Origin of the sequence: Streptomyces gilvosporeus, assembly GCF_002082195.1 — a bacterium.
In the GTDB taxonomy this organism is placed as follows: Bacteria; Actinomycetota; Actinomycetes; order Streptomycetales; family Streptomycetaceae; genus Streptomyces; species Streptomyces gilvosporeus.
The window spans coordinates 7,921,842-7,934,461 of sequence record NZ_CP020569.1 but is presented as its reverse complement, the minus strand read 5'-3'; the positions used below and the strand labels follow the sequence as shown (position 1 = coordinate 7,934,461).

10 protein-coding genes are annotated in these 12,620 nt (G+C 71.6%); 5 read left to right on the top strand and 5 right to left on the bottom strand.

Annotation, left to right across the window (positions count from 1 at the left end; genetic code table 11):
* The first annotated feature begins 6 nt into the window (after positions 1 to 6).
* From B1H19_RS35045 to B1H19_RS35035, 3 genes are all read left to right on the top strand, one after another.
* Positions 7 to 1,422: a family 2B encapsulin nanocompartment shell protein gene (locus B1H19_RS35045; protein ID WP_083108902.1), complete on the top strand. Its 1,416-nt coding sequence runs from the start codon at positions 7 to 9 to the stop codon at positions 1,420 to 1,422.
* Positions 1,423 to 1,684: 262 nt separating this feature from the next.
* Positions 1,685 to 2,377 carry an N-acetylmuramoyl-L-alanine amidase gene (locus tag B1H19_RS35040; RefSeq protein ID WP_083108901.1) on the top strand — a complete coding sequence of 231 codons (693 nt, stop codon included), beginning with the start codon at positions 1,685 to 1,687 and terminating at the stop codon, positions 2,375 to 2,377.
* Positions 2,378 to 2,534: 157 nt separating this feature from the next.
* Positions 2,535 to 3,776 (top strand): phosphodiester glycosidase family protein, encoded by a 1,242-nt coding sequence (locus B1H19_RS35035; RefSeq protein WP_083108900.1) that lies wholly within the window; start codon positions 2,535 to 2,537, stop codon positions 3,774 to 3,776.
* An 18-nt stretch (positions 3,777 to 3,794) separates the two neighbouring features.
* Here B1H19_RS35035 and B1H19_RS35030 read toward each other — a convergent pair whose 3' ends face one another.
* Positions 3,795 to 3,989, bottom strand: a complete 195-nt coding sequence (locus B1H19_RS35030) for a hypothetical protein (RefSeq protein WP_030064060.1) — start codon at positions 3,987 to 3,989, stop codon at positions 3,795 to 3,797.
* 279 nt (positions 3,990 to 4,268) lie between these two features.
* Here B1H19_RS35030 and B1H19_RS35025 point away from each other — a divergent pair, with 279 nt between their 5' ends.
* The gene (locus tag B1H19_RS35025; protein ID WP_159028210.1) at positions 4,269 to 4,760 is read left to right on the top strand and encodes an Ig-like domain-containing protein; all 492 of its coding nucleotides are present in this window, start codon (positions 4,269 to 4,271) and stop codon (positions 4,758 to 4,760) included.
* On the top strand, positions 4,757 to 8,071 hold the full coding sequence (gene lysX / locus B1H19_RS35020) for a bifunctional lysylphosphatidylglycerol synthetase/lysine--tRNA ligase LysX (protein WP_083108898.1): 3,315 nt from the start codon (positions 4,757 to 4,759) through the stop codon (positions 8,069 to 8,071). The genes B1H19_RS35025 and lysX overlap by 4 nt, the downstream gene beginning before the upstream one ends.
* Positions 8,072 to 8,095: 24 nt before the next feature.
* Here lysX and B1H19_RS35015 read toward each other — a convergent pair whose 3' ends face one another.
* The 4 genes from B1H19_RS35015 to B1H19_RS35000 all read right to left on the bottom strand — a co-directional run bounded on the left by B1H19_RS35015 (position 8,096) and on the right by B1H19_RS35000 (position 12,589).
* A complete protein-coding gene (locus B1H19_RS35015; protein ID WP_083108897.1) occupies positions 8,096 to 9,127 on the bottom strand; it encodes a TolB family protein in 1,032 nt (343 codons plus the stop codon).
* A complete protein-coding gene (locus tag B1H19_RS35010; protein ID WP_083108896.1) occupies positions 9,124 to 10,407 on the bottom strand; it encodes an MFS transporter in 1,284 nt (427 codons plus the stop codon). The genes B1H19_RS35015 and B1H19_RS35010 overlap by 4 nt, the downstream gene beginning before the upstream one ends.
* Positions 10,408 to 10,431: 24 nt before the next feature.
* The gene (locus B1H19_RS35005; RefSeq protein WP_083108895.1) at positions 10,432 to 11,334 is read right to left on the bottom strand and encodes an alkaline phosphatase family protein; all 903 of its coding nucleotides are present in this window, start codon (positions 11,332 to 11,334) and stop codon (positions 10,432 to 10,434) included.
* Between the two features lie 211 nt (positions 11,335 to 11,545).
* Positions 11,546 to 12,589 carry a 2-hydroxyacid dehydrogenase gene (locus B1H19_RS35000; protein WP_083108894.1) on the bottom strand — a complete coding sequence of 348 codons (1,044 nt, stop codon included), beginning with the start codon at positions 12,587 to 12,589 and terminating at the stop codon, positions 11,546 to 11,548.
* Between the last annotated feature and the right edge of the window lie 31 nt (positions 12,590 to 12,620).

The following is a 12,620-nucleotide window of genomic DNA, read 5'->3' as shown; positions in this document are numbered from 1 at the left end:
TTCTCCATGACCACATCCGTGGACCCGACCTCCGGCCCGCAGGCGTCCGAGACCGAGCAGAACCGTTCCAGCCTGGACACCGCGGCCGCGCGCAAGCTGGCGACCACGACCAAGACCGTGCCGCAGATGCAGGGGATCTCCTCCCGCTGGCTGCTCCGCGTCCTGCCCTGGACCCAGGTCTCCGGCGGTACGTACCGCGTCAACCGCCGCCTCACCTACACGCTCGGCGACGGTCGGGTGGAGTTCGTCACGACCGGCACCGAAGTCCGGGTGATCCCCGCCGAGTTGCGGGAGCTCGCGCCGCTGCGCGGCTACACCGACACCGCGACGCTGGAGGCGCTGGCCGACCGCTTCACCCAGCACGAGTTCCCCCCCGGCGACGTCCTCGCCCAGCAGGACCAGACCGCCGACCGGATCATCCTGATCGCCCACGGCAAGCTCGACCGGCTCGGCACCGGCAAGTACGGCGGCGAGACGGCCCTGGGGCAGCTGGCCGACGGCGACCACCTGGGCGCGGCGGCGCTGCTCTCGGCGGACGCGGAGTGGGAGCACACGGTACGGGCGGTGACGCGGGTGACCGCGCTGACGCTGTCGCGTGCGGACTACGAAGCGGTGCTGGGCCGGTCGGAGTCGCTGCGCGAACATGTCGAGAACTTCCGGGCCGCACTCGTACCGGCGCAGAACAAGCACGGTGAGGCGGCCATCGAGGTGGCCGCGGGCCATGTCGGCGAGCCGTCGCTGCCAGGCACCTTCGCCGACTACGAGCGGGCGCCGCGGGAATACGAGCTGAGCGTCGCGCAGACCGTACTCAAGATCCACTCTCGGGTCGCGGACCTCTACAACGACCCGATGAACCAGCTGGACCAGCAGCTGCGGCTGACGGTGGAGGCGCTGCGCGAGCGCCAGGAACACGAGATGATCAACAACCGCGAGTTCGGCCTGCTGCACAACGCCGACCTCAAGCAGCGCATCCACACCCGCAGCGGCCCGCCCACCCCCGACGACATGGACGAGCTGATCGCACGGCGCCGCAAGACCCAGGTCCTGCTGGCGCATCCGCGCACCATCGCGGCGATCGGGCGGGAGTGGAACGCGCGGGGCATCTACCCGTCCGGGGCGGAGGTCGAGGGCACCGCGGTCCGCGCCTGGCGGGGAATTCCGCTGCTGCCGTGCAACAAGATTCCGGTGAACCCGGACCAGACCAGCTCGATTCTCGCGATGCGGCTCGGCGAGGAGAACCAGGGGGTGGTCGGGCTGCACCAGACGGGAATCCCCGACGAGTACCAGCCGGGCCTGTCGGTGCGTTTCATGGGCATCAATGACCAGGCGGTCATCAAGTACCTGGTCAGCGCCTACTACTCGGCGGCGGTGCTGGTGCCGGATGCGCTGGGCATTTTGGAGAACGTCGAGATCGGTCACTGACCTCGCGGCGGTCGGCGGACCGCGGTCGAGCGCACCCGGGTGCCGTATTCCCGCCCACCGGGGCAGGGGGTGCGGCACCCGGGTGACGTGCGATCAGTACGGGGCGATTTCCGGGAAGTTCTGACCTGCACAGTTCCGTCTTTGGTCAAGCCATTGGCACAAGGGCCAACCCCTTGGCAGGGCGTGAGCTGCTGCGCATCATGAAACGCATCGGCGTGCGTGACATGAACGCGACCAACCCTCGGTCTTGTCAGGAGTTCGCATGGAACCCGACCGCCGTCCCCCGGCCCGCAGACGTCTGCTCACCGGCGCCGCCGCGATCGCCGCGGCCACCGCCCTCGGCCCGCTCTCCGCCACCCCCGCCCACGCACATCCGCACCCCGGCGGCCCGTACCACCCCGACGGCCCCGCCGACCTTTCCGATCTCGCCGACCTCGCCGACGAGGCCGTCCAGGCCGGCACCGAGGACTATCCACCGCTCCACTGGACCCCCGCCAGCCCCGCCAACTTCACCGCCGCCAACCGCCCGGGCCAGTACGCCATCGACATGGTGGTGGTGCATGTGACCCAGGAGACCTTCGGCGACACCCTCCGACTGTTCCAGGACCCGGCCCACAAGGCGGCCGCGCACTATGTCGTCCGCTCCGCCGACGGCTATATCGCCCAGTGCGTACACGAGAAGGACGTCGCCTGGCACGCCGGGAACTGGGGCTACAACACCCGCGCCGTCGGCATCGAGCACGAGGGCTGGAACGATGACCCGAAGTGGTTCAGCGATGTGCTCTACGCCCAGTCGGCCCGGCTGACCGCCGCCGTGTGCGACCGCTACGGGATCCCCAAGGACCGCGCGCACATCATCGGGCACGTCGAGGTCCCCGGGACCGACCACACCGATCCGGGGCAGTACTGGGACTGGGCGCGCTACATGGAGCTGGTCGCGGCCGCGAACCGCTGACCGTCACCGCGGCGCGCGCACCGGCCGCCAGGCCGGACCACACCGCCACCGCGCCCGACACGACTGGCGTACAACAAATATGCAGATAATCGACATCTGCGGGTCATAGTGGGCGTCTTCGGCACCTGGGACAGTTGACCTGACGTCAGGGGGGCTCGTGAAGCAGCCATTCGGTCGGACGCGCGCAATACTGACGGTGCTGGTGGCCTCGGCGGTACTGACCGGCGGCGGGCTCGCCGGCGGGGCGCGGGCCACGGCGGCCGGCGACACCCTGCGCCAGGTGGCCGATGCGCCGGTGGCGCCCGGGGTGGAGTACGAGGAATTCCTCACGGCGGTGCCGCGCGGCATCGCGCACGGCCATCTGCTGACGGTCGATCTGGACGATCCCCGGGTGACGGTGGATCTGCTGTATCCGGGAGCGGTCGCCGCCCGCTCGCCGGTGTCCGAGCTGGCCGCCGAGCGTGGCGCGGTGGGCGCGGTCAACGGCGATTTCTTCAACATCAGCGAGGGCCAGCACCCGGGGGTGGAGCCGACGGGCTCCTCGGACGGACCGGCGATCTCCGCCGGTCGGCGACTGAAGGCCGCGGTGCCCGACGGCCAGCGGTTCGGACCGGTCATGCCGCCGGGAGCGACCACCGAGGACGTCCTGGGCATCGGCTACGACCACCGGGCACGGCTGGACCGGCTGTCGCTGCGCGGCACGGTGCGGACGACGGAGGGGCCGCTGCCGCTGCGCGGGCTCAACCAGTACGCGCTGCCGGTGGACGGCATCGGGGAGTACACCGAGCTATGGGGCCCGGCGTCGCGGGTGCGCGCCACCTGCGGTACGGACACCGACCGGGCGGCGCCGTGCAGTACGGAGACCGCGGAGGTGACCGTCCGTCGCGGCCGGGTGGCGGCGCTCGCCGACCGGCCGGGCGCGGGCGGGATCGAGGCGGGCGACGTGGTGCTGGTGGGGCGGGAGGAGGGGGCCCGGCAGCTGCGCAGGCTGCACCTGGGCGATCCGGTGGAGGTCAGCGAGCGGCTCGTCGGCGAGGGGCCGGTGCCGCTGCGCTTCGCGGTCGGCGGCTTCCCGGTCGTACGCGACGCCCGGCCGGTGGACGGGCTGGACGACGGTGCGGCGACGGTGCGCACGGCGGTGGGGATCGGGGACGGCGGCCGGATGCTGTATCTGATGGCGCTGGACGGGACGCACGGGGAGCCCGGGATGACGGTGCGCGAGCTGGGCGAGCTGATGAGCCGGCTGGGCTCCCAGGATGCGGTGGATCTGGACGGCGGCGGGTCCTCGACGCTGGTCACCCGCGACCCCTTCAGCCAGGAGGTGACCGTACGCAACCATCCGTCCGGCGGGGCGGAGCGGCCGGTGCCGAATGCGGTGGGGGTTTTCAGCTTCGGCTGAGCGGCCGTCCGGCGTCGGTCACGGGCGGACGCTGCTGACCATGTCGGCGGCGCCGGCGAGACCGTTGTGGATGTCGGGGGCCAGGCTGCTGCCGGCCAGATAGAAGCCGAGCAGGGCGCACACCAGGGCGTGCGAGAACTTGAGTTTTCCGCTGCGCAGGAAGATCACGGTCAGGATCACCAGCAGCAGGATGACGGAAATGGAAATGGCCATGGTGTACCTCCTCGGCCGCCGCCCGAACGGGCGGCCCTGAGTGGCCAGTTTGGCGTATTTCGGGGTATATCCGGTTCGCCCTCAGGTACGCCAATCGGGTGATCACTGCGTGTCACCGGCCGGATTTCACCCCATTCGGCGCCGGAATGTGGCGCGCATCACGTCACTCCGGGCGACGGTGCGCGCAACGAAGTGACGTCCTCGGCCGTCTTAGCGGACGCCGTCCTGGCGTACCACTTGTCCGCACCACCTGCCCGCACCACCGACGAAAGCCCCTGCATGAGCCGTTCCCCCTCTCCTGCCCGCCGCCGCATGCGGTGGGGTGCGCTCGCCCTGGTGTCGCTGCTCGGCACCGGTGCGCTCACCGGGTGCGGGAGCGCCGCGGCCTCGGCGAGCGAGCGCAATGCGGTGCAGGTGGGCCTGGGGGCGGCCGACGGGACGAGAACCGTGCAGGCCGGCGACCGGCTCCAGGTGACGGCACGCGGCGGTGTGCTGACCGACGTGCGGGTCACCGATCCACACGGCCACCTTCTGTCGGACGCGCTCGACCGGGGCGATACGGTCTGGACCTCCCGTGCGAGGGCCGCGCCGGCCACCAAGTACTCCGTCGTCGCCCACACCAAGGATGCCCGGGGGACGGCCGGAGAGATCAAGGAGTCGGTGACCACGGCAGCCGACGGACGGGAGACTGGACCGGCGAACGGGCCCACCGCAGCCGACCCCTTTGCCAGCCCCCAAAGCAAGCCCACAAAGCCTAATGTGACGGAATGAGCACCGTGCAGGACCAGGATGAACTTTCGGCGTGGCGGCGCTTCCGGCGCCGCGTGCCCAACGGCTTTGCCATCACCTTCAGCATGCTGGGGCTCTTGTGCGCCCTGACAGCACTGATCGGGCCCTTGCGGCACGGTCTCCAGCCGGCGATCGAGTGGCTGGATACGCTGACGATCCCGGTGTCGACGAACTTCGCCTACGCCGCGTTCCTCTTCCTGCTCGGCGCGGCACTGGCCGCCCGTAAGCGGGTGGCCCTGTGGTTCCTGGTGGCCTACTTGCTGCTGGTCGCCCTGGCCGATGCGCTGTTCCTCGTCGACGGCGCCTGGGAATACGTGTTCTCCCTCGTGCTGTGCACCGGCTTGCTGGCGCTGCTGCTCGTCGCGCACCGCGAGTTCTACGCGATCACCCGCCGCGGGGCGTTCCTGCGGGCCATCGGCGTACTGGCCGGCGGGCTGGTGGCCGCGGTGCTGATCGGCTGGGGGCTGGTCTCCCTGTTCCCCGGCACGCTGAGGTCGGGCGGCGGCAACCGGCTGCTGTGGTCCGTCAACCGCGTCAGCGGCGAGCTGGTCGTCGGCCACCCCTTCGTCGGACATCCGCAGCACTGGGTCGGCACGGTGCTGGGTCTGCTGGGCGCGCTGGCGCTGCTGAACGCCGCCGCCGCGCTGTTCCGCTCGCAGCGGATGGAGGCCGCGCTGCACGGCGACGAGGAGACCCGTATCCGGGCGCTGCTCGACCGCTACGGCAGCCAGGACTCGCTGGGCTACTTCGCCACCCGCCGCGACAAGGCCGTGGTCTTCTCCCCCAGCGGCAAGGCCGCCGTCACCTACCGCGTGGAGACCGGCGTCTGCCTGGCCAGCGGTGATCCGGTCGGCGACCGGGAGGCGTGGGGGCCGGCCATCGAGGCATGGCTGGACGTCGCCGGGCGCTACGGCTGGCAGCCCGCGGTCATGGGCGCGAGCGAGGACGGCGCGAAGGCGTTCGCCCGCGCCGGGCTGGGCGCGCTCCAGCTGGGCGACGAGGCGATCTTGTACGTCAAGGACTTCGACCTGGACGGCCGCGAGATGCGGGTGACCCGGCAGGCCGTCAACCGCGTCGAACGCACCGGCGCCACCTTCCGGCTGCGCCGCCACTCGGCGCTGTCGGACGAGGAGATGCAGGAGGTCATCCACCGGGCGGACGCCTGGCGCGACACCGAGACCGAGCGCGGCTTCTCGATGGCGCTGGACCGGCTCGGCGACGAGGCGGACGGGGACTGCCTGCTGGCGGAGGCGTTCGACGGCGACGGCAAGATGATGGCGCTGCTGTCCTTCGTCCCCTGGGGCACGGACGGCATCTCCCTCGATGTGATGCGCCGCGACCGCAGTGCGCCCAACGGCGTCATGGAGTACATGGTCGCCCAGCTGTGCGCCCAGGCCGGACAGCTCGGGGTGCGCCGCATCTCGCTGAACTTCGCGGTCTTCCGCTCCGCCTTCGAGGAGGGCGGCCGGATCGGCGCCGGCCCGGTGCTGAAGTTCTGGCGCAAGCTGCTGCTGTTCTTCTCCAAGTGGTGGCAGCTGGAGGCGCTCTACCGCTCCAACGCCAAGTACAACCCCGAGTGGTACCCGCGCTTCCTGTGCTACGCGGACGCCGGTGCGCTGGCCCGGATCGGGCTCGCCTCCGGTATCGCCGAGGGCTTCGTCGCGGTGCCGAGCCTGGGCAAGCTGTGGGGCAAGGGGCACAAGAAGCGGGTGCTGGCTCCGGCGAGCACCGCGGGGCTGCCGTCCCTGGACGAGCTGGGGCTGGTGCACCGTCCGGCCACCGAGGAGGAGCAGCGCGCGGCGGAGCTGGCCGCGCTGCCCGAGCAGGTACGGGTGCGCCACCACAAGCTGGAGCGGCTGCGCGAGGCCGGCACGGACCCGTATCCGGTGGGGGTCGAGCGCACCCACACCCTCGGCCAGGTGCGCGAGGAGTACCCGGAGCCGACGGCGGGGACGCGGACCGGACAGTCCGTGAGCATCGCCGGGCGGGTGCTGCTCACCCGCGACCACGGCGGGGTGCTGTTCGCGGTGCTGCGGGACTGGTCGGGCGATCTCCAGATCGCGCTGACCCGGGACGGCAGCGGCAAGGAGCTGCTCGACCGCTTCGGCTCGGACATCGATCTGGGTGACCACATCGAGGCCGAGGGCGAGGTCGGCGCCAGCGACCGCGGCGAGCTGACCGTGTTCGTCACCCAGTGGCGGCTGACGGCCAAGTGCCTGCGCCCGCTGCCGGACAAGCGGCGCGGTCTGTCCGACCCGGAGGCCAAGGTCCGTCAGCGGTATGTGGACCTGGTCGTCTCGCCGGATGCGCGCGAGACCGTGCGGGCGCGCAGTACGGCCGTCCAGGCGCTGCGCCAGGGGCTGATCGACCGCGGCTATCTCGAGGTCGAGACGCCGATGCTCCAGCAGATCCACGGCGGCGCCAACGCCCGGCCGTTCCACACCCACATCAACGCCTACGACCTCGATCTGTATCTGCGTATCGCACCGGAGCTGTATCTCAAGCGGCTGTGCGTGGGCGGTATGGAGAAGGTCTTCGAGATGGGGCGGACCTTCCGCAACGAGGGCATCTCCTACAAGCACAATCCCGAGTTCACGATGCTGGAGGCGTACCAGGCGTTCGCCGACTACGACGTGATGCTGGATCTGACCCGGGAGCTGATCCAGGGCGCGGCGGTCGCGGCGTTCGGGAGTGCGACGGCCCGCAAGGCCGATGCCGACGGCAAGCTCGTCGAGCACGACATCTCGGGGATCTGGCCGGTGAAGACGGTCTACGGCGCGATCTCGGAGGCGCTCGGCGACGAGGTCGACGCGGACACCGAGGTCGATGTGCTGCGGCGGCTGTGTCTGCGTGCGGCGGTGCCGGTGAAGCCCGAGATGGGGCGCGGCGACATCGTGTTGGAGATGTACGAGCGGCTGGTGGAGGAGAAGACCACGCTGCCCACCTTCTACAAGGACTTCCCCACCGATGTCTCGCCGCTGACCCGTCAGCACCGCAAGGACCCGCGGCTCGCCGAGCGCTGGGACCTGGTCGCCTTCGGCACCGAGCTGGGCACCGCCTACTCGGAGCTGACCGACCCGGTCGAGCAGCGGCGCCGGCTGACCGCCCAGTCGCTGCTGGCGGCGGGCGGCAACCCGGAGGCGATGGAGCTGGACGAGGACTTCCTCCAGGCTCTGGAGTACGCGATGCCGCCGACCGGTGGTCTGGGCATCGGCGTGGACCGGCTGGTGATGTTCCTGACCGGTCTGTCGATCCGCGAGACGCTGCCGTTCCCGTTGGTGCGGCGCCGCTGAGGCGGCGCGGGCGGGAAGACACCGTCAGGGCCCGATGACAGCGGGCGAAACGGCAGAGGCCACCACCTTGCGGGGGTGGCCTCTGCCGTTGGCGGGCACCTCCCACAGGTCGGCGCCGAAGTCGCCGGGCAGGGCGTACAGGAGGCTGCCGCCATCGAGCCACAGGGCCTGGTCGTCCACGCTCGCCCGTTCGGCGAGCCGGGTCTCGCGGCCGCTGCGCAGGTCCAGGACGTACAGCCGCCAGGGCGCGTCCGCTCCTTTGGGCCGGATCCGCTTCTTGAAGGCGATCCGGGTGCCGTCCGGGGAGAGGGAGGGGCATTCGACGTTCTCGTGGACGGCGGTCAGGGTGCGGCGGACAAGGTTGCCGCGGACGAGATAGGTGCGGCCCTGGGTGCCGAGGGTGGCGTAGAAGGTGGTGTCGTCGGCGGCGAAGGTCACGCCCCAGAAGTTGTGGTCGACGGCCTGGTGGCGGTGGCCGTCGATCAGGACGGTGAAGTCCTCCAGGCTGTCGTGGAGGGTGCGGGTGCGGGTGTCGTAGATCGCGGTGCGGGTGGAGAAGGCGCCGCCCGCGTAGGAGTCGCCGCTGACGAACACCGTCCAGGCGACGAGCCGGCCGCTGGGCGAGACGCGGGCGCGGGTGGGGATGCCGGGCACCGGGAAGCGGCGTACGGGCCGGAGGCGGGAGTCCAGGACGACGGCCTCGTGGCCCGGTACCACTCCCCCAGTGGCGCGCAGGCAGATGCCGGTGCCGGCGGCCGCGTGGAAGCGCAGACAGTCGCGCGGGGCGGCGGTGCGCCGTGCGCCGGGGGCGGCGAGGGGGACGGTGGCGAGATGGTCACGCTGAGGTCCCCAGACCAGGTTCCGGAAGATCAGTCGGCGGCGGCCGTCCCCGAGGCGCACCTCGCCCTTCGTCACGGCCGGCTGCCCCGCATGGGTGCGGTCGCGTTCGGCGGCACGTCCGGCGGCGCGGTGCACGGCGAGGGCGGCGCCCGCCACCAGGAGGGCGGTGGCCGCGAGCAGCACCACCAGGCGGTGCCGTACCAGGGGTGGTGTCATACGACGGCCTTTCCGGTGGCGGAGGGCCGGTCGCGGAGGAGGACCGGCAGGCAGAGCGCGAGCGCGGCGGCCAGCACGGCGGCCGCCGCGGCCAGGGCCGTCGCGGGCCCCAGGGCGGTCCAGGCCGCCCCGAAGAGGACCGCGGCGGCGAACCGGCCGACGGCCTGACCGGTCTGCACCAGGGCGAGACCGCTGGCCCGCAGGGCAGGTGGGAGAAGGGGCGCGGCGGCGGCCATCAGGACCCCGTCGGTGGCGGCGTAGAAGATGCCCAGGAGGACGAACAGGGCGGCGATGGCGGGGAGTTGGGTGTCACTGCCGAGGGGGAGCAGCAGCAGGAAATAGGCGGCGAGCAGGGCGCCGTGCCCGGCCAGGAAGACCCGCAGCCGCCCCACCCGGTCGGCGAGGCGGCCGACCGGGAGCGCGAGCAGCAGGAAGGCCGCCGCGGTGCCGACCGGAAGCAGCGGGAACCAGCGGGCATCGAGGTGGTGGCGCTGCTGGAGGACGAGGTAGAGGAAGGCGTCGCTGATAGTGGCGGCGCCCAGCAGGACGGCGGCCAGGCTCAGCCGGGGTACGCCCGGGGTACCGGCCAGGGTGCGCAGCGCCCGTACGAGGCCCGGGCGGGGAGGGTGCGCGGGGCGCTGGGCGGCGCGGGGCTCGCGGACGTACAGGGCCAGCAGCAGCACACCGAACACGGCGCAGCAGAAGCTGACCTGGAAGACCGCGTCATAGGCGTCGCGGGCCGGCCACAGGACGGCGAAGGCGGCGAGCGGGCCGAGGAGGGCGCCGGCGGTGTCCAGGGTGCGGTGGACGCCGAAGGCGCGGCCCTGGTCCTCGGGGGCGGTGGACAGCGAGATCAGGGCGTCGCGCGGGGCGCTGCGCAGGCCCTTGCCGGTGCGGTCGGCGGCCAGGACGGCGCCGATCGCCCAGGGGGTGGTGACGGCGAGCAGTCCGAGTTTGCAGACCGCGGACAGGGCGTAGCCGCTGCCCGCGACGAGTTTGCGGCGGTGGGTGCGGTCGGCGGCGTACGAACCGGCCAGGCGGACCAGTGCGGTGACGCCCTGGTAGACGCCGTCGAGCAGCCCGTAGGCGAGCGGGGTCATGCCGAGGCCGGCGACCAGATACAGCGGCAGGACCGCGGTGACCATCTCCGAGGAGACGTCCGTGACCATGCTGACCAGGCCGAGGGCGACGACGGTGCCGGCGACGGCGCGGCGGATACCGGGCCGGTCGCGGACGACACCGGCCGAGGCGTCGGCGGCGCGGCTGGACGAGAGATACACGGGCGTCTCCTCCCGAGGGTGGATTCAGCGGACGCCGGTGTCGAACACCCCGGTCACCGGGGTGGCCGTGGCGGCGTTGCCCGCGTGGCCGGTGCCGTACATGTCCTCGAAGGTGCGCAGGAGGCTGTAGTGGTTGTACGCCCCCGCGACATCGCCCTTTTTGACGTGGGCGCCGGAGAACACGGAGGCGATCTGGTTGGAGCCGAGGTAGTTGTCCTCGTCCCAGGTCAGCATCAGCAGGCTGTTGTGGTCCTTGGCCCACCGGGCGTAGGAATCGAGGTTGTTCTTGATCCAGGTGTCACCGCTGGCGACGCCGCAGTCGTGCATGTCGTTGCACAGGTCCGGGATGACGAACGACAGCGTCGGCAGCGCGCCGAAGTCGTCCTTGGGGAACTGCGCGAAGGTCTTGCCGGTGGCGACGGGGACGTTGCCGAAGGCGAACCACGGGTTGTGCTTCTGCGCGTACTTGCCGCTGGAGCAGACCGTGGAACCCGCGCTGGGCAGGCCCTCGTTGTAGCTGCCGAAGGTTTTGCCGGCGGCGATCAGCTCCTGGCCGAGGTTGGGGGCGTTCATCGACTGGGCGGTGTAGCAGCCGTCGCCGGTGATGCCCTGGGTGGCGCCGGAGAAGAGGTTGAAGTAGTTCGGCTGGCTGGGGTGGGTGAGCGCCTTCATGCCGGTCAGGCTGGCGCCGCCCTGGGCGAGTTGGTTGATGTAGGGCGCCTTGGAGCTGCCGATGATCTCGCCGTACTGCTTGTTCTCGAAGACGACGATCACGACGTGGTCGTAGGCGGGCAAGGCCCTGGGCCGGTGGGACGGGGTGGGGGTGGGGGTGTTGTGTGCCTGGGCGGTGGTGGCCGTGACGAGCAGGCCGAGCGCGCCGAGGGTCGCGGCCAGCGCGGTGCGCAGGCGCGGTGAGGGGGGTTTCATCGGGTCTCACTCCTTGTCCTGTGGCTGGAGGAAGCCGCGATGCATGGTGGAGGCACCCTCGTGCACTGTCAACGCACGTGCGTGACAAGGGAGTTGATGGGCCGGAAAAGGAAGTTGAAGACCCGGAGCCGGGGGGAGGGGCGCCGGGGCGGCGGGCACCCGCTGCGGGGTGCGCCGCTGCCGCCGGAGCCCGCCCCCGGGCCGCCGACCCTCAGGCGCCCTTCAGGACCTCGGGGTTGGCGCAGTGTGCCAGCGGCTCACCGCGCAGATAGCGGGCGACGTCCCCGGCGACGATCCGTGCGGCCTTGTGGGCGACCTGGCGGCTGCCGCCCGCGATATGCGGGGTGAGGACGGCGCCGGGAGCGGTCAGCAGTCGCGAACCGGCCGGGATCGGCTCCTCGGGGAACACATCGAACCCGGCGCCGGACAGCTGGCCGGACTCCAGCGCCTCGCACACCGCGTCGTAGTCGAGCAGCGCACCGCGGGCGCAGTTGACCAGCACGGAGCCGCGCGGCATGGCGGCGATCTGGTCGCGGCCGATCATGCCCCTGGTCTCGTCGGTCACCCGTGCGTGCAGCGAGACGATCCGGGAGCGGATCAGCAGCTCGTCGAGCGTGACCTGCTCGGCGATTCCGGCCAGCATGTCGGGGCGGACGTACGGGTCGTGGACGAGGACACGGGCGCCCATTGCGGCGAGGATCCGGGCGACGCGGCTGCCGATGGCGCCGTAGCCGATCAGGCCGACGGTGGTGCCGTCGATCTCTATGCCGCAGGTGTCGTAGTCGTAGTAGTCGCCGCGCCAGACGCCGCGGCGCAGGTCGGCGTGGGTGTCGCCGACGCCGCGGGCCGCGGCGAGGAGCAGGGTGAGGGTGTGTTCCGCGGTGGCGGTGGCATTGCGGCCGGGGGCGTAGCAGACGGCGACGCCGTGCCGGGTGGCGGCGTCGAGGTTGGCGTTGACCGGGCCGCCGCGGCTGGTGCAGAACAGCTTCAGATCGGGGCAGTTGGCGAGGATGCGGGCGGTGAGCGGGCCGTGTTCGGTGACGCAGATCTCGACGCCGCGTAGCGCCTCGATCATCTCGTCCTCGGTGCCGGACGCCTCGATGACCTCGGCGACCGGTCCGAAGGGGGTGTGCGGCCAGCCGAACTGCAACTCCCTGATGTCCAGCGGTGTTTCCCCTACAGCCGTCCTTACCGCATCGGCGAACAGGCCAGGGCGGATGAAGTGGTTGCCGGCGGCGAGGACGCTGGTGCTCATGGTGGGGCGTCTCCTGAAAGGGGTGGTGGGG

What these genes read in the sequence shown, in the direction of transcription:
- B1H19_RS35000 (WP_083108894.1), bottom strand. Translation starts at nt 12,589, where the DNA reads ATGAGCACCAGCGTCCTCGCCGCCGGCAACCACTTCATCCGCCCTGGC.
- lysX (WP_083108898.1), top strand. Translation starts at nt 4,757, where the DNA reads ATGAGCACCGTGCAGGACCAGGATGAACTTTCGGCGTGGCGGCGCTTC.
- B1H19_RS35005 (WP_083108895.1), bottom strand. Translation starts at nt 11,334, where the DNA reads ATGAAACCCCCCTCACCGCGCCTGCGCACCGCGCTGGCCGCGACCCTC.
- B1H19_RS35030 (WP_030064060.1), bottom strand. Translation starts at nt 3,989, where the DNA reads ATGGCCATTTCCATTTCCGTCATCCTGCTGCTGGTGATCCTGACCGTG.
- B1H19_RS35015 (WP_083108897.1), bottom strand. Translation starts at nt 9,127, where the DNA reads ATGACACCACCCCTGGTACGGCACCGCCTGGTGGTGCTGCTCGCGGCC.
- B1H19_RS35025 (WP_159028210.1), top strand. Translation starts at nt 4,269, where the DNA reads ATGAGCCGTTCCCCCTCTCCTGCCCGCCGCCGCATGCGGTGGGGTGCG.
- B1H19_RS35040 (WP_083108901.1), top strand. Translation starts at nt 1,685, where the DNA reads ATGGAACCCGACCGCCGTCCCCCGGCCCGCAGACGTCTGCTCACCGGC.
- B1H19_RS35045 (WP_083108902.1), top strand. Translation starts at nt 7, where the DNA reads ATGACCACATCCGTGGACCCGACCTCCGGCCCGCAGGCGTCCGAGACC.